A 20,713-nucleotide genomic window follows, 5' to 3' on the forward strand; every position below is an offset into this window, starting at 1 on the left:
AGTCGCGAGCTATAGCGACGGGGAGAGTTCGACAAGAGAGGATTGAGATGCCCTTCACTGCCGCCGTCGCCGATCAGCGTTTCGTTCTGGATCATGTCGTGCGCCTGAGCGAAATCGCCGCGAGCGATCGTTTCGCCGCCGCCAGCCCCGATGTGATCGACGCCGTGCTCGAAGGCGCGGGCGCCTTTGCCGAAGGCGCATGGGCGCCGCTCAGCCGGTTAGGCGACACCGTGGGCGCGAAATGGACCCCCGACGGCGTCGTGATGCCCGAAGGCTTTGGCGCGGCCTATCAGGCCTATGTTGAGGGCGGTTGGGGCACGATCGGCGTGCCCGAAGAATTTGGCGGGCAGGGGTTGCCGTTCATCATCCAGACAGCGGTGCTGGAGACCTTGGGTGCGGCGAACATGGGCTTTGCGCTGTGCCCGACCCTGACCGTCGGCGCGATCGAGGCGCTGGCGCATCACGGCAGCCCCGAGCAGCAGGCGCTCTACTTGCCGCATCTGGCGACCGGCGCGTGGACCGGCACGATGAACCTCACCGAGCCGCAGGCGGGGAGCGATGTCGGCGCGGTGCGCAGCAAGGCCGAGCCACTGGGCGGCGACAAATGGTCGATCACGGGGCAGAAAATCTACATCTCGTTCGGCGATCACGATATGGCCGAAAACATCGTCCACCTCGTGCTCGCGCGCACGCCCGATGCGCCGCCGGGGACCAAGGGGCTGTCGCTGTTCCTCGTGCCCAAGTACCGGCTCGACGCTGACGGCAAGCCCGGCGACCTCAACGACGTCCGCGTCGTCTCGATCGAGCATAAGCTCGGGCTGCATGCCTCGCCGACCTGTGTGCTGAGCTTCGGCGACAATGGCGATTGCGTCGGCGAGCTGATCGGGCCGGAGCTGGGCGGCATCCGCGCGATGTTTACGATGATGAACAACGCGCGGCTCAATGTTGGCCTGCAAGGCGTGCAGATCGCCGAGCGCGCGACGCAGCATGCGGTGGCTTATGCCCGCGAGCGGGTGCAGTCGGCGCGTGCGGGCGGGGGCCGTGATCCGGTCGCGATCATCGAACATCCCGATGTCCGCCGCATGCTGATGCGGATGAAAGCGCAGACGCAGGCCGCGCGCGCGCTGGTGTATCTCGCGGCGGGGCAAGTCGACCGCGCCACCTTGGGGGACGAGGCGGCGCAGAAGCGGCTCGATCTGCTCACGCCGCTGGCGAAAGCGCATGGCACCGACATCGGCTGCGAAGTGTCGAGCCTTGCCATTCAGGTGCATGGCGGCATGGGCTATGTCGAGGAAACCGGCGTCGCCCAGTTCTTCCGCGATGCGCGGATCACACCGATCTATGAAGGCACCAACGGCATTCAGGCCGCCGATCTGGTGGGCCGCAAGCTCAGCATGGACAATGGCGGGGTGATGCTCGGCCTGATTTCGGAAATGCGTGGGGCTACCGAGGATGTGGGGCTGCGCGGGCTGATCGACGCCTGCGATGATGTCGCGCGGCGGCTGCTGACGGCGGACGTCGATGACCGGCTGGCGGCGAGCTATCCGTTCCTGACGATGCTCTCGACGGCGGTTTGCGGCTGGCTGATGGAAGCGCAGGGCCGCGCGGCGGCGAGCGGTGAGGGCGATCCCGAATTTCTAAAGATGAAGCGCGCGGTCGCCGATTTCTATGTGGCGCAGATTGTGCCCGAAGCACTGGGGCTGAAGGCCGCAGCGATGGCGTCGGCGGCGCAACTTTACGCGCTCGCGCCGGAAGCGTTCGCGGCTTGAGCGACTGGTCGTGGACCCCGCCCGCCGACAGCGGGATCCGCGTCCGGATGCTGCGCGCCAACGGGATCGATTTCGAACTTGCCGAGCTCGATGCGGCGGACGGCGGCACCGACCGGCTGGCGCTCTGCCTGCACGGCTTCCCCGAACTCAACTTCAGTTGGCGCTTTCAGATGCCGCTGCTCAGCGCGCGCGGCTGGCGGGTGTGGGCGCCGAACATGCGCGGCTATGGCGCATCGTCGCGGCCCTTGGGGATCGAGGCGTATCGGCTCGACACACTCGCCGCCGATGTCGCCGCGCTGATCGACGCCAGCGGCGCGCGCGAGGTAATGCTGATCGCGCATGACTGGGGCGCCGTCGTCGCGTGGCACTTCGCGATCAAGCGGCTGCGTCCGCTCGTTCGGCTGGTGATCATGAACGTCCCGCACCCGATGGTCGCGCGGCGCGAGCGGCGGAACCTGCGCCAGCTTTCGATGAGCTGGTACATTTTCTTCTTCCAGCTGCCGTGGTTGCCCGAATTCGGCCTCAAGCAAGGCGGTGCCCAGCGGATCGGCGCGGCCTTTACCGGGATGGCGGTCGACAAGGCGCGTTTCCCGGCCGCTGTCGCCGATGTTTACCGCGCGGCGGCGCTGCGTCCCGGCGCACTGACCGCGATGATCAATTACTACCGCGCGCTGCTGCGAACGCGCGATTTTGCCAATATCGGCGATGGCCGTATCGAAACGCCGACGCTGATGATCTGGGGCGAGGAGGACAAGGCGCTCGGAATCTGGTGTACCGAGGGCGTCGAGCAATGGGTCCCTAACCTGACCCTCCACCGGCTACCCGGCGTGTCGCATTGGGTGCAGCAGGAAGCGCCCGAGGCCGTCAATGCGCTGCTTGGCGACTGGCTTTCAACGCCAGCCGACGCGCGATAGCTCAATCTCAGGCCGCGCGGGCGAACTTGCCGCGCGATGCCATCCCGCCCGCCGTAATCGGCAGCGCGCTGCCGCAAAAGGCGCATTCGGCGGTCAGCCGACCGACATACCAATGCGACTTGCCACAACCGGGGCAAGGATTGGTCTCGTCGAGGCGAAAGGCAGGGCGAAAGCCCGATCGAGCGAGCTGAATAGGCGAGTGCAACATGCGCGGCTCCCAATGCTTCAATAGGTCTAAAGCATGGTGAACCGTATTCGGTTCCCGATGGGCCGTTGATTTATGTAGGGTACCGGAAATTTGCCGCGAAGAACTCAGGCTAATTCGCCGCTCAGCAATTCGGTCGAATCGAGCCCGAGCAGATCGATCTGCGCGCGCACCTTTGGCCAGACCGTTTCGACAAAATGCGCGCGTTCGGCGGCGCGCAGCTTTTCGGCCGCCCCCGCCAGCACGAACATGCCGACGCCGCGCCGGACTTCGACATAGCCGTCGTCCTGGAAACGCTGATAGGCCTTGGCCACCGTCAGCGGATTGGCGCCATGCTCAGCCGCAAGCGCACGCACCGATGGCAGCTGGTCGCCTGCCTTGAAATCGCCGCGCAGCACCGCGGCGGCGATATGTTGCCGAAGCCGGATATAGACCGGGCTGTCTTCGCTGTTCAGAGCCGTCATGCTGCCTTAATACACCAATTGCACTTCAGGTCCAGCCCCAACTGCCCCCTAACCGCCCCAGTGCGACACCGTCTGGCCCAAATCGGGGCGCGCGCGCTCTTCGAGGGGCTGGCTGGGCGAGCCGATGAAGACAAAACCCGCAATCCGCGCAGGCGCCGCGCCGAACGCATCGCGCACCGCGTCCGAATAGGCAGCCCAGCCCGTCAACCAGCCCGCGACAAAGCCCATCGCGTGTGCGGCGTGGAGCAAGTTCATGCACGCGGCACCTGCTGAAAGCTCCTGCTCCCACAAGGGGATATGGCTTTCGGGCTTGGGTGATGACAGCACGACGACCAGCGTCGGGGCCTGGCGCGCAAAGCCTTGCAATGCCTCGATTTCCAGCCGCGCAGCTTGCGGGCGATCGGCGCGATAGGCGCTCGTGATCACTTCGGCGAGCCGGTCGCGCTGGTCGGCGCCGACGATCACGAAGCGCCAGGGCGCAAGCTTGCCGTGATCGGGCGTGCGTGCGGCGATCGTCAGCATCGCATCGAGCTGGGACGCGTCAGGGCCAGGCGCCGCCATATCGCGCGGTCGGCCCGAGCGGCGGGTGGCGAGCAGGGAAAGCGGCGAGGTGCGATCATTGAGCATGACGGCGTCGATACCGCCAAAACCGGCCATTTACAGCCCCGCGTTTGCCGTTAGTGTCGCGACCTTTGCCGCCACACAAGAAGCGGTAGGGACATCAGGGCCAGTTTGGGGAGCGTATCAATGACCGACAGCAGCAGCGGCGCCGCGCACGGCGGCGTGCCAGAAGGCAAGACCTGGTTCGGCCACCCGATTCAACTCGCGCGCCTGTTCACGACCGAGGCGATGGAACGCTTTGGCTATTATGGCATGCGCGCGCTGCTGACGCTCTATCTCGCGCAGCATTTCCTGTTCAGCGACACGACGACGACCGGCATTTATGGCGGCTTCACCGCGCTGGTTTATCTGACGCCGCTGATCGGCGGGCTAATGGCCGACCGGTTCCTCGGCTCGAAGCGATCGGTCAAGTTCGGTGCGATCATGATGTCGCTCGGCTATCTGACGCTCTGTTTCGGCGGCCAGCCCGCCAAGCCCTTCGCGACGATCGATGGCCAGCGTTACGAAGTGACCGTGAAAGGCAGCGGCGACGCCCGCAAGCAGTTCGTGCTCGATGGCGGTCGCGAACTGCAGATCAAGGGCAATGACGACAAGACCGTCTCGCTGCTCGATTCAAGCGGCAAGGAAGCGCGGCACGTCGATGCCGGAAAGTTCGAGGCAAGTGGTGATCGCGCGCCGCTTTCGGTGTTCCTGCTGTTGATCGGGCTGGCGCTCGTCACGATCGGCAATGGCTTTTTCAAGCCCAATATCTCGACGATGGTCGGCGCGCTTTATGCGCAGGGCGATCGTCGCCGCGATGCCGGGTTCACCATTTTTTACATGGGCATCAATCTTGGCTCGCTGTTCTCGCAGATCCTCTGTCCGCTGCTTGCGGTGGGGATGGGTAGCTGGGGCGGGCTCGGCTGGTGGGCAGGCTTTGCGCTGGCTGCCACGGGCATGCTGATTTCGTGGACCTTGATTCAGTTCGACGGCGGGCGCCTCGACGGCATTGGCGATCGTCCTGCGGATGCGCCGACCAACCGCGATTTTCTGATCTATGGCGGCGCGATTTTGATGATCCCGATCGTCTGGTTCCTGTTTTCGAACCTCATGAGCTATGTCCGGCCTGAAGCCGGTTCGGGCATCGTCGGTTATTTCCTGGGCTTGCCGATCATGGGCAAGATCATGTTCGGCACCTTCCTGGTCAGCGTACCGGGCATTCTCGTCTGGGCGCGGCTGAAAGGCAGCGCGCAGGAATTCCAGATGATGCTGGCGGCAATGGTGCTGATCACCTTCAACACCGTGTTCTGGACCTTGTTCGAACAGGCCGGATCATCGCTGACGCTGTTTGCTGATCGCAATACTGATTTGTCGGTGTTCGGGTGGTTCTCGATCTCCGCCGGGCAGACGCAGTTTTTCAACGCGCTGTTCATCGTGCTGCTCGCGCCGCTGTTCAGCGTGATGTGGAACGCGATGGCCAAGAGCGGTATCGAGCCGACGATCCCGATCAAATTCTCGATCGCGCTGATGGCGGTTGGCGGCGGGTTTCTGTTCCTCGTCTGGGGATCGCAATTCGCGGGACCCGATTTCAAGGTCGGGCTGTGGTGGCTTGCCGGGCTTTACCTGATCCACTCGATCGCTGAGCTGTGCATTTCGCCGGTCGGGCTGTCGATGATCACCAAGCTGTCGATCGCGCGCGTCGTCGGGCTGATGATGGGCGTGTGGTTCCTGTCGATCGCGGTGGCGCAATATGTCGCGGGGATCGTCGCGCAGTTCGCCAGCGTCGAGACCGTCGGCGGGCAAGTGACCAACCTGAAGGTCAGCCTCGACACCTATGTCGGCGTGTTCACGACGATTGCCGAAGTGTCGATCGCGCTCGGCGTGCTGCTGCTGGTGCTCTCCTTCCCGCTCAAGAAGTGGATGCACGGGGTCAAGTGATCGGCTAGCGTCGCGCCGAGGCAACAGGGAGCGACGATATGGACGGCACGATGATGGTCGCTTTGGCGGTCGCGCTTTTCGTCGGCAGCCATTTGCTGCTGTCGCATCCGCTCCGCGCGCCGTTGGTGAAGGCGCTCGGCAATGGCGGGTTTACCGGCGTCTATGCGGTGGTCGCGCTGGCGAGCCTTTGGTGGATCAGCAAAACCTACAAGGCGGCCCCGATCACGCCGCCACTATGGGAGGTGGGTGACGGGCTCTGGGCGCTGGGCTGCGTGATCATGCTGATCGCGAGCGTCTTGCTGGTCGGCTCGCTGATCGGCAATCCGGCGATGCCCGGCATGGTGAAGACCGCACCGAGCGAAGCGCGCGGCGTCTATGCGGTCACGCGCCACCCGATGCTGTGGTCGTTCGCGCTGTGGGGCTTGGCGCACATCATCGTCTTTCCGATTGCCGCCAATTTGATCGTCGCCAGCGGCATCGCGGCGTTTTCGCTGGTGGGTGCAGCGGCGCTCGACGCGAAGAAGGCCAAGCTGGTGCCCGAACTCTGGACGCCGTGGAAGCGCGTGACCAGCTATGTCCCGTTCCAGGCGATTGCCGAGGGGCGCGCGAAGTTCGGCGGCTTTCGCCCGCATGATCTGGCGGGCGGCGCAGTGATCTGGCTGGGTGCGACCTGGGCGCATATTCCGGCAGCGGGGATCGCGGCGGGGATTTGGCGCTGGGTGTTTTAGCCCTTCAGGCGTCACCCTTCAGGATCGTATCGGCTTCGCTGGTTTCGGCACCGCCGCCGTAACGCTTCGAGATGACCGTTGTTACTGCGACGTCCATCGTCACATTGCCGATCGTGCGGAAAATATCGGGGATCGTCTCGACCGCGATCAGCAGCCCGAGCGCCTCGACCGGCACGCCGATCGCCAGCCCAATCGGCGCGCAGCCCGCAAAGAAAGTGACTTGCCCCGGCAATCCCACGCCGCTGAAGGTGGTGATCGAGGCGGCGGCGACGGCGGCCACATATTGGAATGGCGTCAGATGGATGCCGTACCAATGGGCGATGTAGAGAATGACCGCGAGGTTCATCGGCGGCGCCGTCACGCGGAACACCGCGACGGCTAGCGGCAGCACCACCCCCGACGTCTCGACCGGCACGCCGAGCGCGCCTGCCCCGCGCAGCATCGCCGGGAGCGAGGCGAGCGAGCTCTGCGTGCTCACCGCCACCGCCTGCGCTGGCCCCACACCGCGCGCGAAATCCAACAGCCGCCGCGCGCCGCCGAAGATCGCGACCGGATAAGCGACCAGCCCGATCGTCGCGCCCACTGCCGACACGATCAGGATGTAATGGAGCAGGGCGCCGACCGCCCCCGTCCCTGCCCGCGCACCGACCACGAACGCGAGCGCCCCGACGCCGATCGGCGCGAGCCACAGCACCCAGCCGATGATCACCAGCATGGCATCGGCAATCGCCTGAAAGAACAGCGTCAGCGCCGCGCGCTGCTCGGCAGGCAGGCGGGTGACTGCAAAGGCGAACACCATCGTGAAGACGATCAGCGGCACGATCGCGTCATTGGCGGCCGCTGCAATCGGATTGGTCGGCACCACCGATTTGATGAACGCGCCCATCCCCGGCACGTCGCTGACTTTCTGCGCGCCGCTTAGCGCCGCCTTCAGCGCCGCCGCCGATTCTTGCGGCATCGGGAACAGCGCGAGATAGGCGGGGGTCAGAAACGCCGCCAGCGCCGACGCGCACACCAGAAAGCTGAGGAAAATCATCAGCGAGCGCGCTGCGATCCGCCCCGATCGCGCCGTCTCCGCCGTCGCGGCAATGCCCGTAATCAGCAGCGACACGACCAGCGGGATGATCGTCATCCGCAGGCCATTGAGCCAGGTGTCGCCCACCGGCTGGGCAATCGCCACCGCCTGGTCGACCCAGACGCCCCCGCTCGCGGCTGCGGCAATGCCCACGATCAGCCCGACGATTAGGGATAGCAAGATACGGGTCGGTTGTGACATGCGCTCTATCTATTCGGTCATAAAGACCAACACCTGTCGCCTCGGTTCCCCGGCGGCAAGCGAAATGAGCGATGGCGCATGGCAAGAAAATATTTCGGCACCGATGGCATCCGCGGCCTGACCAACACCGCGCCGATGACCGCCGAGATGGCAATGAAGGTCGGCATGGCGGCGGGCGCGCATTTCCGGCGCGGCGATCACCGCCACCGCGTGGTGATCGGCAAGGACACGCGCCTTTCGGGCTATATGCTCGAATCGGCGATGGTCGCGGGGTTCACCAGCGTCGGCATGGACGTGACTTTGGTCGGGCCGATGCCGACCCCGGCGGTCGCGATGCTCACCCATTCGATGCGCGCCGACATGGGCGTGATGATTTCCGCCAGCCACAATCCTTATGCCGACAATGGCATCAAGCTGTTCGGCCCCGATGGCTATAAATTGTCCGACGCCGATGAAATGGCGATCGAGGAATTGATCACCAGCGACATCGCGCTCGCCCCGGCAGCGCAAATCGGGCGCGCACGCCGGGTCGAGGATGCGCGCGGTCGCTACATTAATTCGGCCAAGGCGACCTTCCCGTCCGAACTGACGCTCGATGGCCTGCGCATCGTCGTCGATTGCGCGAATGGCGCGGCCTATAATGTCGCCCCCTCGGCACTTTGGGAACTCGGCGCCGATGTCGTCGCGATCGGCGTCGAGCCCAATGGCAAGAACATCAACGACGGCTGCGGATCGACATCGCCGCAATTGCTGCGCGAGACGGTGGTCGCGAGCGGCGCGCATATCGGCATCGCGCTCGACGGCGACGCCGACCGGCTGATCGTGGTCGACGAGGCGGGCCGGGTGATTGACGGTGACCAGCTGATGGCCACGATCGCGATGGGCTGGGCGCGGCGCGGGCTGCTCAAGAACGGGTCGCTCGTGGCGACCGTCATGTCCAACCTCGGCCTCGAACGCTATCTCGAAAGCCATGAGCTGGGGCTGATCCGCACGCAAGTCGGCGATCGTTATGTGCTCGAGGCGATGCGATCGCGCGGCTGCAACGTCGGCGGCGAGCAATCGGGGCATATCATCCTGTCGGACTATGCGACGACCGGCGACGGGCTGGTCGCGGCTTTGCAGATTTTGGCGGAGATCGTCCGCGCCGACAAACCCGCAAGCGAAGTGCTCCACCGCTTCGATCCCCTGCCGCAATTGCTGAAGAATGTGCGCTTTTCGGGCGGCAAGCCGCTGGAGGATGCCGGCGTGATGGCGGTAATCGCCGACGCCGAAGCCGAACTCAACGGCAAGGGGCGCCTGGTGATCCGCCCATCAGGGACCGAACCGGTGATCCGGGTGATGGCCGAGGGGGATGATCTTGGGCAGGTGGAAGCGGTGGTCGACCGGATTTGTGAGGCGGTAAGGGCGGTGGCGTAGGGGGGCGATCTCCCAGCCTTGAAGTAACCGGCAGTCATTTTATTGCGGCGCACTGGTTGCCAACTGCTGATTGTGGCCGTAGCGGAATGAGGCACCAGCAGGCAACCGTGCTGCGCTAAAGTCCCATCGTGCTAACCTGCCGGTCCGGTCAAGGAGCTGCAGGTTAGGTACTCTGAGTGCCTGCGTCTCCCCCCACTGCCGTATTCAAATACGCCTCGATTTTATCCAGTGCTGCACTAAAAGCTGAAAAGTCTTTGCTCGAACCTTGTTCGCACATCCGCTGGCAGAGCTCAGCCTTGCGGAGAGTTTTTCGAGTAATGACATCTCCATTAGGCTTCGGAGTCTCGACCACTTCGTAATCAGGATCGCTGATAGATTCGCCCGCCAGAAGATTTTCGATACCTGCTCGAACTTTCGCGTTTGCTGAATTTGTTGGCATGCTTCTTACTGAGACACTGGCATAATCCGCGTCGCCCTTCATCGCGTCGCTATCGTAGAGTAGAAGAACCGGTCTGTTAGAGAGTTTGGGATTCGCGCGAAGAACGGCGAGAGTGTGATCGAGCGCTGCCTTGCCGGTATGAAACCCTTGACCGCCATCGTCTTTAGCGCCGATCCACTGGATGTCGCAGCGTTCCAATAATTCGGCGCGGTTCAGTAATTGAGCAGCACGGCGGATGTATGGAGTATCTGTCTCCCCTTCGACAAAAACAATCGGAAGGCCAGGCTGTGCCGCTTCCAAGAGTAGCCTTTGATTGAACGCCTCGGTGGCAGTTAGGGCTTGCATCGCTTTGCCGAATTCTGAGTAGCTTTCTGCAGTGACTGTGTGACCGCCTGGCATTTCAACAAGCTGAAATCCGTCGGTTCCAAATTCCTTCTCCATGCCGATTACAAACAACGGCGAATGGCTTGAAATGATAAACTGAACCCGAGGAAATAATTTGATTAATGAAGGTAGAATCCGATGCTGCAAATCAACATGGATGTGTGCATCGATTTCATCGACTACGCATATTCCTTCGATTTTTTCAAGCTCAAGTGCCTGGCCGCTATTTGATTGATCACCATATCGCAGCAACGTACCAAAAAGACCCAATAAAATTGACTGTCCGCCAGAAAGTGCATCAAGGTTAGGTAGCATTATATCATGCTGTCGCGCGACCGCAATTTTGTCAGGTGACTTTCTCCCTAACCAAACGAAACGAACCTGTTCATCGTCAAGTACACGGCGTAGAATGACGTTACACTGAGTAAGAACCCTTTCTGATATAATCGTTGCGTTCACGTCGCTCAGAACATGAAGCTCTATTGACTGATCCTGGCCGACTGCGTAGCCAATGTGAGCTCTAGATTCGAGAATAACTGAAATTAGCCATTGTTTAAGCTGATCTAGACTTCGCTCGACAAAAATAGGCGTCCGCATGCGCTTAGTAAATGCAGTAAACACGTCAAACTCGGTCTTTGGCAGAGATTCCCTGTTCAGCCAATACGGTATCTCAGACCGGCTAGATGGAAAATAGGCATAAACGCCTTCTTCAAAAATGCGGCGAGACGTATCGTCTGTAACAGGAAATTCTTTCACAGATCCTTCGACCGGCCATTGGACCCAGTCAGTAAAGTCAGCGGGTACCCTCTGTTTCGCCTCGTTCGGATCGACCGTACCGGCCTTCTCTTTGTAAATGAGTGTCTCACCGGCATGCTCGAACCGGAAAAGCGTGAATCCGCCAAGCGTACCCACTGTGGTTGTGCGCCCGCCAACCAGCCTAAACCAAGCTCGGCCAGCACCTATGGCAGGGAGCACGTTTTCGTAGTGCGCAGCGGCGGCCTCAAAGAGCGCGTCGGTAATGAGAGACAAGATGTTCGTCTTGCCGCCGCCATTGGTTCCAACAAGAACGAGGGGCATTGGAGCACCCTCACTGCTAAACAGAAGATCCAGGTCAATCCGCCGTAACGGGCCGCTGTTTTCGATCACTGCTTGTTTCAGGTACATATCCCTATTAGGCTCAACGCCTCAGGTAGGGCAAGGCCGCTGCGATATAAGCGTTGCTTAGGTAGGCTGGAAGTTTGGGATAGATTTTGCCGGTTGCGAGAGCGAACATGGCCTAACCAGGTATCTTGGTTTTCTCGGGGATTCTTGCGCTGTTTCGATCCGTCTGCGTTTGCCATTAGATTCAACCGCCTGTCTTATAGCGACTTAATGCCACCTCAGTTGTCAATATTCGGCGCTCTGAGTAGCCGCACCGAGGCAGCATCCGCCCCCACACCCCCTCCACCCCGCCCCCAAACCGCGCTATAGCCCCTCCCACCACCACCGCTTCAGGAGGGCCGCACGCATGAAAACGCCCCACGCTGCCGCCACCGCGCATGAGGGCCGTCAGGGCCATGTCACCAGCGATGATGGCGTGCTCGATCTCGACACCGCGACGCCCTGGCCGATGGGCGGTCGAGTTGGCGCGCGAGCGCGACGGTCGATGCCTGTCTGAAAATTCCTGGCGTCAAGCGATCATCCACCGGTGGCGGCCGTGCGCTGCGCCGTGCGCCGCTTGCCGTCTCGCTACGCCTTTGAACGACGGCAGAAACCGGCGCTGACCAATGAGCCGGGATGGCGTGACCAGCCCATCGCCTGCGACCCCACTCCCGCGCCTGATTTCACGCTCGGCATCTTTTTGGCAAAATCTCGGAAACCTTGGTCGTCCGCTGGCATCTAATATCCGTGCGTATCTGCAACTGCACCCCGAATTGAACCCCGCCCAAAACACCGGCCCGCGCTGCCGAACGCGCGTCGACTGAACAAAGGAATATTTTTTGAAGCTTTCACAATGCCAAACGGAAATGGCCGAGCAAGCGGCATCGGACTTGGGGGCAGGGCACGGAAAGCCGGACAGGGCGGATATCGAAAGCGCGGTGCGAACCTTGATTCGGGCAGCCGGGGACAATCCCGATCGCGAGGGATTGGTCGACACGCCGGCGCGGGTGGCGCGCGCCTATCGCGAGTGGTTTTCGGGCTATGCGATCGATCCGGCGGCGTTGCTCAGCCGGACTTTTGCCGAGGCGCAATCCTATCAGGAAACGGTGCTGCTCTGTAACATCCCGCTGGTGTCGACGTGCGAACACCATATGGCCCCGATCATCGGCGTGGCGCATGTCGGCTATCGCCCGTGTGAGCGTGTCGTCGGGATTTCGAAACTGTCCCGCCTGGTCGATGCGTTCGCCCGACGGCTGCAATTGCAGGAGCGGCTGACCCAGCAAATCGGCATGACGTTGTGGGATGCGCTTGCCCCGCGCGGTGTCGCCGTCGTGATTGATGCAACGCATGGCTGCATGGCCACGCGCGGGGTCAATCAACGCGGGGTGGCGATGCGGACCGCGTGCTGGCTCGGCGACTTTCAAGCGGATCGCGATCTGCGCCGGGAGTTTCTGACGTCGGTCAGCGACGCGCGGGCGAGTGCGCGTTGATGCGCGTGGAGGAGCTTGATTACGCCGGTTTGAACGATGCCGATCTGGTCGATCTTTTCCGCGCGCGCGATTCGGGCGCGGTGCGGTTCATTGCCGCCAAGAATAACCAGCGGCTGTTTCGCGCGGCATGGGCGGTCCTGAAGGATAGCGCCGAGGCCGAAGATGCCGTCCAAAGTGGCTATCTGAAGGCATTTGCCGCGATCGAAAGCTTTGAGGGCAGGTCGAAGCTGTCGACCTGGCTGACGCGGATCGTCATCAACGAAGCCTTGAGCCAGCGTCGCTCAACACGCCGCCGCGCGACCCGCCTCGCGGAAGACGATACCGGCGGCGCAGAGGCTGGCCTTGCGGATGGCGGGACTTTTCCGCCCGACCAGCCGACCCCGGAACGCCATGTCGCCAATGTGCAGTTGCAGCAGGCGCTTGAGCTGGCGCTCGACCGTTTGCCCGAAATCTATCGCATGGTCTTCATCTTGCGCGAGATTGAGGGGATGACGGTCGATGAAACATCGGCCGCGCTCGATGTGCTGCCCGCAACCATTAAGACGCGGTTCTTCCGGGCGCGCCAGATGCTGCAGGCGCAATTGGCCTCGATCGATCGCACCGACCTTGATGGTTTCCTGACCTTCGGCGGGGACGTCTGCAGCGCGCTTACCGCCCGGCTGACCGATTTGATTGCTGCCCAACCGGCGCATGCCGGACCTTGGCTTCACTGAATTTCTAACGGAGTAACCCAATGTCGTCGACGAACCCCTCGCCCGCCCGTTCCGAATGGCGCCAATTCAAGGTCGCGCAGATCGTCGCCGAAAGTGCGGTGATCAAGTCCTTCTACCTCGAACCCGCCGATGGCGCGGGCGTGGCACCGCATCGTGCGGGGCAGCATTTGCCGATCCGGTTGTCGCAGCCGGATGGTGCAGCGCCGTTGCTGCGCACCTACACCGTCTCGGTCGCGCCGTCCGCGCCGCAATTGCGCATCAGTGTGCGCAAGCTCGGCGTCGGGTCGAGCCATTTGCATGACGCGGTGGCGGTCGGCGACATCATCGATTGCCGCGCGCCCGATGGCGATTTCATCATCGACACCGCACCCGCGCACCCCGTCGTCATGATCGCGGCGGGGGTCGGCATTACGCCCATCCTGGCGATGATCGGGCATCTGGTCGACGAAGGCGAACGCACCGGCGCGATGCGCCCGATCACCTTCTTTTATGCCGCGCGCACCAAAGCCGAACGCGGTTTCGACGGTGAATTGGACCAGCTGTTCGCGCGATCAAACGGCAAACTGACGATCATCCGCCTTTTGCAGGAAATCGATGATGCGGTCGTCGGCGCCGATTACGAAGAACAGGGCTTTCTGTCGGCAGCGGTGCTGGAGAAGTATCTGGGCTTCCAGCTTTATGATTTCTACATGTGCGGGCCGCCAGGCTTCATGCAGGCGGTTTATGATGCGCTGATGAGCCACGGCGTTGCGGACCAGCGCATTTTCGCCGAAGCATTTGGCCCCGCGTCGCTGAAGCGCCAGATCGAAACCCGGAGCGCCGCGCCGAAAGCCGAACCGTCGAGCATGCCCGTCGACGTCGTTTTCAATGCAGCGAGCGAGCCCGGCATCTGGACACCCGGCGCAGGCAGCCTGCTTGAGTTCGCAGAAAGTTCGGGCCTGACGCCCGAATTTGGCTGTCGCGAGGGCGCCTGCGGGGCCTGCAAAACGCCGCTGGTGAGTGGCGCGGTGGCCTATTTCAGGGAAACTTCCGCCGCGCATGCGGACAATGAAGTGCTGATCTGCTCCGCTGTGCCAGCCGCAAGCGCGGACGGTTCGATCAACAAGCTTGTCCTCGCGATTGGGTAAGCGCGAAGTCCACGTCGCGCCGCCTTTTGCCGGTTTTCCATGCCGCGCTCGACTGTAGCGCCAAACACAATGGGGATGTTATGACTGAACGCGCACCAATTACCCTCAGCCGATTTGTCGGCGCCGATGCCGGGCAGTGGCAAATCACGTCGATCTGCGAATTTCGCGGGGCAAGCCTGCCTGCGGCGCGTTTTCTGGCGATCGATAGCGATGTCAGCACAGGGTCCGCCGCTTGGACGCTGCGCGGCGCTGGCAGCAATTTGCGCTACACCACCGCGCCGGAACGCGCGGCGCTGCAGGCCAAGCAGGAGGGATTGGGGCGCCCCGCCTCGACCCGCGCGGCGCTGATCCCGATCCGCAAATCGGCCGAATGGTGGGCGCTGGCGCAGGACGAACGGCGTGCGGTCTATGAGCGGGGATCGCATTTGCCGATCGGGCTCGATTATCTGCCGGGCGTCGCGCGCAAGCTTTACCATTCGCGCGATCATGGCGAACCTTTCGATTTCCTGACCTGGTTCGAATTCGCGCCCGATCAGGAAGCAGCGTTCGACCATATGCTGGTGCGGCTGCGTGGCTGCGCCGAATGGGACTTTGTCGACCGCGAGATTGATATCCGGCTGACGCGCGTCACCACCTGACGCTGCGACACCCCTCCACCCCGCTCCCAAACCGCGCTATAGCCCCCGCATCACCACCACCGCTTCAGGAGGGCCGCACGCATGAAAACGCTCTACACTGCCGTCGCCACCGCGCATGGCGGCCGTCAGGGCCATGTTGCCAGCGATGATGGCGTCCTCGATCTCGACACCGCGACGCCCAAGGCGATGGGCGGGCCCGGCGGGGCGGCGACCAATCCTGAGCAACTGTTCGCGGCGGGCTATGCCGCGTGTTTTCAGTCGGCGATGATGTTCGTCGCGCGCGGGCAAAAGCTCGACATCGGCGATTCGACGGTCGAGGGGCATGTCTCGATCGGCCCCAACGACAATGGCGTGGGCTTTGGCCTCGCAGTCAAGCATGTCGTCACGCTGCCGACGCTCGATCAAGCCGGCGCCGAAAAGCTCGTCCACGATGCGCATCAGGTCTGCCCCTATTCGAACGCGACGCGCGGGAACATCACGGTCGATTTCGACGTGAAGGGCGGCGCCTGATGCTCGAGATGCGCCCGGATTGCGAACGCTGCGGCGCCGATCTGCCCGCCGACGCGCCGGGCGCGTTCATCTGTTCGTTCGAGTGCAGTTTCTGCGCCGAATGCGCCGATGCGCTCGATGAGCGTTGCCCCAATTGCGGCGGCGAACTGCTCGACCGGCCGACCCGCATCGGCAAGGCGCTGAAACAGTTTCCCGCGAGTGCCGCCCGCAAGTTTCAGTCGTGAGCCGCCATACCTCAACACCGCGCATCCTGATCATCGCCGGGTCCGATTCGGGCGGTGGTGCTGGCATCCAGGCCGATATCAAGACCGTGACGATGCTCGGCGGCCACGCGATGACGGCCGTGACCGCGATTACGGCGCAGAATACGCTGGGGGTGCAGGCGGTGATGCCGGTGCCCACCGAGATGGTGATCGCGCAGATCGAATCCTGCGTCAGCGACATCGGCGTCGATGCGGTCAAGATCGGGATGATCGGCTCGGCGGAGACGGCGCATGCGGTGGCGGATTGGCTCGAGAAACTCTCTGCTAACCCCTCCCCTTCAGGGGAGGGGCAGGGGTGGGGCCTATCCTCAGGCCAGTCAGTTGTTGGAGAGGCCCCACCCCCATCCCCTCCCCTGAAGGGGAGGGGCGAGAAATTGCCGATCATCTTCGATCCCGTCATGGTCGCAAGCTCGGGCGATAGGCTGGCCGACGATGCAACGATCGCGGCGTTCGAGCGGCTAATGCGGCTTGCGACGATCGTCACGCCGAACCTGCCCGAGTTGCATAAATTGGGAGGTTCAGCTGCGGTGTTGGGACATGGCTGCGCTCTGCTGGCGAAGGGCGGTCACGATCGAGGCGACGTTCTGACGGACCGCTTGATCGACGAGGACGGAGAGCTGCGTTGGCTTTCGGGTCGTATCGCGACGACCAGCACTCACGGCACCGGCTGCACGCTTGCCTCCGCAATCGCCACATACCTGGCCTATGGCTACCCGCTCAAAGCCGCCGTTGCCAGCGCGCGGCAATTCGTGCGGATCGCCCTCAAGGATGCCCCGGGGCTAGGCGGCGGGCATGGGCCGATGGGGCATCAGAACGTGCGGCTCGATCTTGGCCCCGGCGTGCGGCTCAACCAGACGACGCTGCCGATGGCGGCGGGGTCGGAGGCTTTTTACCGCACGCTCGGCCTCACCCAGATCGTCGCGACGGACGACGGCCATTATGCCCGCTTCGAGGCAGATGGCGGTGCGACGCTGTCGGTCGAGCAAGGCGCAGCGCCGACGGTGTTCTTCGAATGCGAGGACCTCGACGCCGAAGTCGCACGATTGCAGGCGGCGGGCGTCGTGTTCGACCATCTGCCTGTTGCGCAGGAATGGTTGTGGCGCGAAGCACGGCTCACCGATCCCGCCGGGAACGCAATCTGCCTCTACCAGGCCGGCGAAAATCGCCGCTTCCCGCCTTGGCGCCTAAAGAAATGATCGCGGGCGTCGACGAAGCCGGGCGCGGGCCGCTCGCGGGGCCGGTGGTGGCGGCGGCGGTGGTGCTCTGCCCTGAGGGGATCGAAGGGCTGAACGACAGCAAGAAGCTGAGCGCCGCCCAGCGCGAACGGCTGGCCGAGGCGATCCGGCGGCACTGCCATGTCGGCGTCGGGATCGCGAGCGTCGAGGAGATCGACGATCTCAACATCCTCTGGGCGACGATGCTCGCGATGGAACGCGCGGTCGCCGCGCTTGCCTGCGACATCCGCGAAGTCTTGGTCGACGGCAATCGCTGCCCCAAATGGCACTGGCCGAGCCGCGCGATCATCGGCGGCGACGCGACCGAGCCGTGCATCTCCGCCGCCTCGATCATCGCCAAGACGACCCGCGACGCGATCATGATCGAAGCCGACCGCGCCCACCCCGGCTATGGCTGGGCCTCGAACAAGGGCTATGGCGCGGCAGTGCATCTGGCGGCGCTCGAAACGCTCGGCCCGACGCCGCTCCACCGTCGAAGTTTTGCGCCGGTGCGCGCTGCATTGTTGCTTCAGTCGGCTTGCGAAGGAGTATCGAGATGAGCCTTCTGTTCGCGATGCTGCTTTCAGGTGCTCAAATAGCGCCGCCTTTTCCGATCCGCGCCGGGCAATGCGGGTGGGTCCACGGTCGCTTCCGCATTGCCAACGGATCGAGTATTCAGCGCATCTGGATCGTCGGCACGCACCATGTCGTCGCGTTGTATGACAATGACGACCACTACCCCCGGTCCCTTCGCCGACTGGTGGACTCGAAGCAATATCGACCGTTTGACAGCGCCGTGTTCGGCCAATTCTTCATTTGCGCGCGCGAACGCTGGATTACCGGCCATTTGCAACACGTCCGCATCCGCAACGCGCGCAATCTTGTGATGTTCAACCGATGAGTCTTTGCCGCCACACCCCTGCTAATAGCGCCTGTGGATAAGTTGCGGACTCAACATCTGGTCAAGTCCGCAAATGTTCCGCCAAGTTAACGGATTCGCAAGGATTTTCGTTAACCATTCTTTGCTTGACGAGGGCCGCGTTTCGGCCACGGATGCGCGCTGTTTCAGGCGGGGGCTGGTCGATGGGGGTACTCGAAAAGGTGAAGCGCCGCGCCGCGCCTGCGGCCACGCTCCCGCTCGACCAGATTATTCGCGGCGACTGTATCGCGGCGATGCGCGCGCTGCCGGCCAAGTCGGTCAACATGATCTTCGCCGATCCGCCTTATAATCTCCAGCTCGGCGGGGACCTCGCCCGCCCCGACGGCAGCCATGTCGATGCCGTTACCGATGCGTGGGACAAGTTCGACAGTCTGCCGCATTATGATCGCTTCACCCGCGCCTGGCTGGCCGAGGCGAAGCGTATCCTGAAGGACGACGGCACGATCTGGGTAATCGGCAGCTATCACAATATCTTCAAGGTCGGCTCGGCGATCCAGGATCTGGGATACTGGATCCTCAACGACATCGTCTGGCGCAAGTCGAACCCGATGCCCAATTTCAAGGGCACGCGCTTCACCAACGCGCATGAAACGCTGATCTGGGCGTCGATGGGGGAGAAGGCGCGCTACACCTTCAACTATCGCAGCATGAAGACGCTGAACGATGAATTGCAGATGCGCAGCGACTGGGAATTCCCGGTGTGCGGCGGTCCGGAGCGGCTGAAGGCGAATGGGGTCAAGGTGCACCCGACGCAAAAGCCCGAGGCATTGCTCTACCGCATCCTGCTCGCGTGTACCCAGCCGGGCGATGTCGTGCTCGATCCCTTTTTCGGCACGGGGACGACCGGCGCGGTCGCCAAGCGGCTCGGGCGGCGCTGGATCGGCATTGAGCGCGAGGATGTTTATATCGACGCTGCCGAAGAGCGCATTGCAGCAGCGCTACCGCTCGATGAGTCGGCGTTGGCGACGATGCAGTCGCCCAAGTCGGCGCCGCGCGTCGCCTTCGGGACGATCGTCGAGAATGGCATGCTGCCGGCTGGCACCGTCTTGAGCGATGCCAAGCGCCGCTTCCGCGCCGTGGTGCGTGCCGATGGATCGGTGCTGGCACCGGGTGGCGAGAGCGGGTCGATCCACAAACTCGGCTCGGTGCTGCAAGGCGCGCCTGCGTGCAACGGCTGGACCTTCTGGCATTATGAGGCGGAAGGGGTGCTGACACCCATCGATAAGCTGCGGCAGCTATATTTGCTGGCAACGCAGCCTTAGCGCCTACCCAGCTACCGTTTGCCCTGAGCTTGTCGAAGGGCCGTCCTTTCTTGCGGTGGCGGGAAAAAGGCAGAACAGTGCTTCGACAGGCTCAGCACGAACGGACTTAGTTGAATGGCATTGCTCCACCTGCGCCCGGTCCAGTTCGTCGACTCGCCGATCGGGCGCGATGGCGCAGTCGCGCGGCTCGCGGGGGGGATGCAGTGGTTCGCGGCCTATGAAGTGATCGACGGCGGTTCGAAGCGCACGCTGTCGATTGCCGACTTTACCGCGACGCTGGGGGCGACCGATGAACGCGCCGCCCAGCTCCACACCGCGATCACTTCCCCCCGCGCGCCGATCACGCTCGGCGATCGGATACTGCGGTTCGATCAGCCGCATGTCGTTGGCATTCTGAACGTCACCCCCGACAGCTTTTCCGACGGCGGCAAGCTTGAGGATGATCCGCAGGCCGCCGCCGAAGCCGGGTTCGACATGATCGCCAGGGGCGCGTCGCTGATCGATCTCGGCGGCGAATCAACGCGGCCCGGCGCGCCGCTGGTATGGGAAGGCGACGAGATCAAGCGCATCGCCCCCGTCATTGAGCGTCTCGCGCGCACTGCGCCGGTCTCGATCGACACGCGCAAAGCTGCGGTGATGGAAGCAGCACTCGCGGGCGGTGCGCAGATGGTCAATGATGTGTCGGCGCTGCTGTGGGACACGCGCTCGGCCGAGGTCGTGGCGAAGGCCGGGGTACCCGTGGTGCTGATGCACTCGCCCGATCCGGCGAAAGGGCCGCACGGCGGAAAAGGCTACGCCGATCCGCTGATCGAGACCTTCGACTGGCTCGAAGCACGGATCGCCGCTGCCGTGGCAGCGGGGATCGACCGGGCGCAGATCATCGTCGATCCCGGCATCGGCTTCGGCAAGGCGCTGAGCGACAACCTCGCGCTGCTCAACGGCCTCGCGCTGTTACACGGACTCGGTTGCCCGATCATGCTGGGCGCCAGCCGCAAGCGCATCATTGGGGCGTTGTCGGGCGAAGCCCCGGTCGGCGAGCGGCTGGGGGGCAGCCTCGCGCTGGCGCTGACGGGCGCCGAGGCGGGGGTGCAATTACTGCGCGTGCATGATGTCGCCGAAACGGTACAGGCGCTGCGCGTGTGGCGCGGCATGCGCGATGCGGCGCTGGTGGGGCGGTGAGGTACGACAATGACTAGAACGAAGTTAGTGGCAGAGCTCAGAGATCGGCTTCGTACGAGCGAAAGCCACCTCGCTGCTCGATATGCACAAAGGCTGGCAGTCGT

At 63.2% G+C, this 20,713-nt stretch carries 22 protein-coding genes; 17 read left to right on the plus strand and 5 right to left on the minus strand.

Annotated elements, in window-relative coordinates; translation table 11 throughout:
• Positions 1-47: 47 nt before the first annotated feature.
• Both K2W81_RS00490 and K2W81_RS00495 read left to right on the plus strand, forming a co-directional pair.
• Positions 48-1,769: an acyl-CoA dehydrogenase gene (locus tag K2W81_RS00490; RefSeq protein WP_294100381.1), complete on the plus strand. Its 1,722-nt coding sequence runs from the start codon at positions 48-50 to the stop codon at positions 1,767-1,769.
• On the plus strand, positions 1,766-2,683 hold the full coding sequence (locus K2W81_RS00495) for an alpha/beta fold hydrolase (RefSeq protein ID WP_294100382.1): 918 nt from the start codon (positions 1,766-1,768) through the stop codon (positions 2,681-2,683). Before K2W81_RS00490 ends, K2W81_RS00495 begins: the two co-directional genes overlap by 4 nt.
• 7 nt (positions 2,684-2,690) lie before the next feature.
• On the opposite strand, the gene K2W81_RS00500 is transcribed toward K2W81_RS00495, so the two are convergent.
• The 3 genes from K2W81_RS00500 to K2W81_RS00510 all read right to left on the minus strand — a co-directional run bounded on the left by K2W81_RS00500 (position 2,691) and on the right by K2W81_RS00510 (position 3,979).
• Positions 2,691-2,891, minus strand: a complete 201-nt coding sequence (locus K2W81_RS00500) for a hypothetical protein (protein WP_294100383.1) — start codon at positions 2,889-2,891, stop codon at positions 2,691-2,693.
• 104 nt (positions 2,892-2,995) lie between these two features.
• On the minus strand, positions 2,996-3,352 hold the full coding sequence (locus tag K2W81_RS00505; RefSeq protein WP_294100384.1) for a GntR family transcriptional regulator: 357 nt from the start codon (positions 3,350-3,352) through the stop codon (positions 2,996-2,998).
• Between the two features lie 48 nt (positions 3,353-3,400).
• On the minus strand, positions 3,401-3,979 hold the full coding sequence (locus K2W81_RS00510; RefSeq protein ID WP_294100415.1) for a nitroreductase: 579 nt from the start codon (positions 3,977-3,979) through the stop codon (positions 3,401-3,403).
• 120 nt (positions 3,980-4,099) lie between these two features.
• On the opposite strand from K2W81_RS00510, the gene K2W81_RS00515 reads away from it, so the two are divergent.
• Positions 4,100-5,890, plus strand: a complete 1,791-nt coding sequence (locus K2W81_RS00515; protein ID WP_294100388.1) for a peptide MFS transporter — start codon at positions 4,100-4,102, stop codon at positions 5,888-5,890.
• Between the two features lie 38 nt (positions 5,891-5,928).
• Positions 5,929-6,618 carry an NnrU family protein gene (locus tag K2W81_RS00520; protein WP_294100389.1) on the plus strand — a complete coding sequence of 230 codons (690 nt, stop codon included), beginning with the start codon at positions 5,929-5,931 and terminating at the stop codon, positions 6,616-6,618.
• A 4-nt stretch (positions 6,619-6,622) separates the two neighbouring features.
• Here K2W81_RS00520 and K2W81_RS00525 read toward each other — a convergent pair whose 3' ends face one another.
• Entirely contained in the window at positions 6,623-7,894 is a 1,272-nt protein-coding gene (locus K2W81_RS00525; RefSeq protein ID WP_294100390.1) for a dicarboxylate/amino acid:cation symporter, read from the minus strand.
• Positions 7,895-7,972: 78 nt separating this feature from the next.
• Between K2W81_RS00525 and glmM the strand changes: the two genes are divergently transcribed.
• Positions 7,973-9,310, plus strand: coding sequence for a phosphoglucosamine mutase (glmM, locus tag K2W81_RS00530; RefSeq protein ID WP_294100392.1), 1,338 nt, complete (start codon positions 7,973-7,975; stop codon positions 9,308-9,310).
• Positions 9,311-9,473: 163 nt separating this feature from the next.
• On the opposite strand, the gene K2W81_RS00535 is transcribed toward glmM, so the two are convergent.
• A complete protein-coding gene (locus tag K2W81_RS00535; RefSeq protein ID WP_294100393.1) occupies positions 9,474-11,297 on the minus strand; it encodes an AAA family ATPase in 1,824 nt (607 codons plus the stop codon).
• A 343-nt stretch (positions 11,298-11,640) separates the two neighbouring features.
• On the opposite strand from K2W81_RS00535, the gene K2W81_RS00540 reads away from it, so the two are divergent.
• From K2W81_RS00540 to folP, 12 genes are all read left to right on the plus strand, one after another.
• Positions 11,641-11,790: a hypothetical protein gene (locus K2W81_RS00540; protein WP_294100394.1), complete on the plus strand. Its 150-nt coding sequence runs from the start codon at positions 11,641-11,643 to the stop codon at positions 11,788-11,790.
• 349 nt (positions 11,791-12,139) lie between these two features.
• Entirely contained in the window at positions 12,140-12,763 is a 624-nt protein-coding gene (gene folE, locus K2W81_RS00545; protein WP_294100396.1) for a GTP cyclohydrolase I FolE, read from the plus strand.
• Positions 12,764-12,792: 29 nt separating this feature from the next.
• Positions 12,793-13,476, plus strand: a complete 684-nt coding sequence (locus K2W81_RS00550; protein ID WP_294100397.1) for an RNA polymerase sigma factor — start codon at positions 12,793-12,795, stop codon at positions 13,474-13,476.
• 20 nt (positions 13,477-13,496) lie between these two features.
• On the plus strand, positions 13,497-14,603 hold the full coding sequence (locus K2W81_RS00555) for a 2Fe-2S iron-sulfur cluster-binding protein (protein ID WP_294100399.1): 1,107 nt from the start codon (positions 13,497-13,499) through the stop codon (positions 14,601-14,603).
• An 80-nt stretch (positions 14,604-14,683) separates the two neighbouring features.
• Complete coding sequence (locus K2W81_RS00560) at positions 14,684-15,241, plus strand: chlorite dismutase (RefSeq protein WP_294100400.1); 558 nt, start codon at positions 14,684-14,686, stop codon at positions 15,239-15,241.
• An 81-nt stretch (positions 15,242-15,322) separates the two neighbouring features.
• Positions 15,323-15,751, plus strand: a complete 429-nt coding sequence (locus tag K2W81_RS00565) for an organic hydroperoxide resistance protein (RefSeq protein WP_294100401.1) — start codon at positions 15,323-15,325, stop codon at positions 15,749-15,751.
• Positions 15,751-15,975, plus strand: a complete 225-nt coding sequence (locus K2W81_RS00570) for a DUF1272 domain-containing protein (RefSeq protein ID WP_294100402.1) — start codon at positions 15,751-15,753, stop codon at positions 15,973-15,975. Before K2W81_RS00565 ends, K2W81_RS00570 begins: the two co-directional genes overlap by 1 nt.
• Positions 15,972-17,210 carry a bifunctional hydroxymethylpyrimidine kinase/phosphomethylpyrimidine kinase gene (locus tag K2W81_RS00575; protein ID WP_294100403.1) on the plus strand — a complete coding sequence of 413 codons (1,239 nt, stop codon included), beginning with the start codon at positions 15,972-15,974 and terminating at the stop codon, positions 17,208-17,210. Before K2W81_RS00570 ends, K2W81_RS00575 begins: the two co-directional genes overlap by 4 nt.
• The gene (locus K2W81_RS00580) at positions 17,207-17,788 is read left to right on the plus strand and encodes a ribonuclease HII (protein WP_294100404.1); all 582 of its coding nucleotides are present in this window, start codon (positions 17,207-17,209) and stop codon (positions 17,786-17,788) included. The genes K2W81_RS00575 and K2W81_RS00580 overlap by 4 nt, the downstream gene beginning before the upstream one ends.
• Complete coding sequence (locus tag K2W81_RS00585) at positions 17,785-18,129, plus strand: hypothetical protein (RefSeq protein ID WP_294100405.1); 345 nt, start codon at positions 17,785-17,787, stop codon at positions 18,127-18,129. The genes K2W81_RS00580 and K2W81_RS00585 overlap by 4 nt, the downstream gene beginning before the upstream one ends.
• A 182-nt stretch (positions 18,130-18,311) precedes the next feature.
• Complete coding sequence (locus tag K2W81_RS00590) at positions 18,312-19,430, plus strand: site-specific DNA-methyltransferase (protein WP_294100416.1); 1,119 nt, start codon at positions 18,312-18,314, stop codon at positions 19,428-19,430.
• A gap of 114 nt (positions 19,431-19,544) precedes the next feature.
• Positions 19,545-20,609 carry a dihydropteroate synthase gene (folP, locus tag K2W81_RS00595; protein ID WP_294100406.1) on the plus strand — a complete coding sequence of 355 codons (1,065 nt, stop codon included), beginning with the start codon at positions 19,545-19,547 and terminating at the stop codon, positions 20,607-20,609.
• Positions 20,610-20,713: the final 104 nt, after the last annotated feature.

It is taken from the genome of Sphingomonas sp., assembly GCF_019749955.1.
Taxonomy (GTDB): domain Bacteria; phylum Pseudomonadota; class Alphaproteobacteria; order Sphingomonadales; family Sphingomonadaceae; genus Sphingomonas.

What these genes read in the sequence shown, in the direction of transcription:
- K2W81_RS00490 (WP_294100381.1), top strand. Translation starts at nt 48, where the DNA reads ATGCCCTTCACTGCCGCCGTCGCCGATCAGCGTTTCGTTCTGGATCAT.
- K2W81_RS00585 (WP_294100405.1), top strand. Translation starts at nt 17,785, where the DNA reads ATGAGCCTTCTGTTCGCGATGCTGCTTTCAGGTGCTCAAATAGCGCCG.
- K2W81_RS00565 (WP_294100401.1), top strand. Translation starts at nt 15,323, where the DNA reads ATGAAAACGCTCTACACTGCCGTCGCCACCGCGCATGGCGGCCGTCAG.
- K2W81_RS00580 (WP_294100404.1), top strand. Translation starts at nt 17,207, where the DNA reads ATGATCGCGGGCGTCGACGAAGCCGGGCGCGGGCCGCTCGCGGGGCCG.
- K2W81_RS00590 (WP_294100416.1), top strand. Translation starts at nt 18,312, where the DNA reads ATGGGGGTACTCGAAAAGGTGAAGCGCCGCGCCGCGCCTGCGGCCACG.
- folP (WP_294100406.1), top strand. Translation starts at nt 19,545, where the DNA reads ATGGCATTGCTCCACCTGCGCCCGGTCCAGTTCGTCGACTCGCCGATC.
- K2W81_RS00510 (WP_294100415.1), bottom strand. Translation starts at nt 3,979, where the DNA reads ATGCTCAATGATCGCACCTCGCCGCTTTCCCTGCTCGCCACCCGCCGC.
- K2W81_RS00540 (WP_294100394.1), top strand. Translation starts at nt 11,641, where the DNA reads ATGAAAACGCCCCACGCTGCCGCCACCGCGCATGAGGGCCGTCAGGGC.
- K2W81_RS00520 (WP_294100389.1), top strand. Translation starts at nt 5,929, where the DNA reads ATGGACGGCACGATGATGGTCGCTTTGGCGGTCGCGCTTTTCGTCGGC.
- K2W81_RS00525 (WP_294100390.1), bottom strand. Translation starts at nt 7,894, where the DNA reads ATGTCACAACCGACCCGTATCTTGCTATCCCTAATCGTCGGGCTGATC.
- K2W81_RS00560 (WP_294100400.1), top strand. Translation starts at nt 14,684, where the DNA reads ATGACTGAACGCGCACCAATTACCCTCAGCCGATTTGTCGGCGCCGAT.
- folE (WP_294100396.1), top strand. Translation starts at nt 12,140, where the DNA reads ATGGCCGAGCAAGCGGCATCGGACTTGGGGGCAGGGCACGGAAAGCCG.
- K2W81_RS00570 (WP_294100402.1), top strand. Translation starts at nt 15,751, where the DNA reads ATGCTCGAGATGCGCCCGGATTGCGAACGCTGCGGCGCCGATCTGCCC.
- K2W81_RS00555 (WP_294100399.1), top strand. Translation starts at nt 13,497, where the DNA reads ATGTCGTCGACGAACCCCTCGCCCGCCCGTTCCGAATGGCGCCAATTC.
- K2W81_RS00515 (WP_294100388.1), top strand. Translation starts at nt 4,100, where the DNA reads ATGACCGACAGCAGCAGCGGCGCCGCGCACGGCGGCGTGCCAGAAGGC.
- K2W81_RS00500 (WP_294100383.1), bottom strand. Translation starts at nt 2,891, where the DNA reads ATGTTGCACTCGCCTATTCAGCTCGCTCGATCGGGCTTTCGCCCTGCC.
- K2W81_RS00505 (WP_294100384.1), bottom strand. Translation starts at nt 3,352, where the DNA reads ATGACGGCTCTGAACAGCGAAGACAGCCCGGTCTATATCCGGCTTCGG.
- glmM (WP_294100392.1), top strand. Translation starts at nt 7,973, where the DNA reads ATGGCAAGAAAATATTTCGGCACCGATGGCATCCGCGGCCTGACCAAC.
- K2W81_RS00535 (WP_294100393.1), bottom strand. Translation starts at nt 11,297, where the DNA reads ATGTACCTGAAACAAGCAGTGATCGAAAACAGCGGCCCGTTACGGCGG.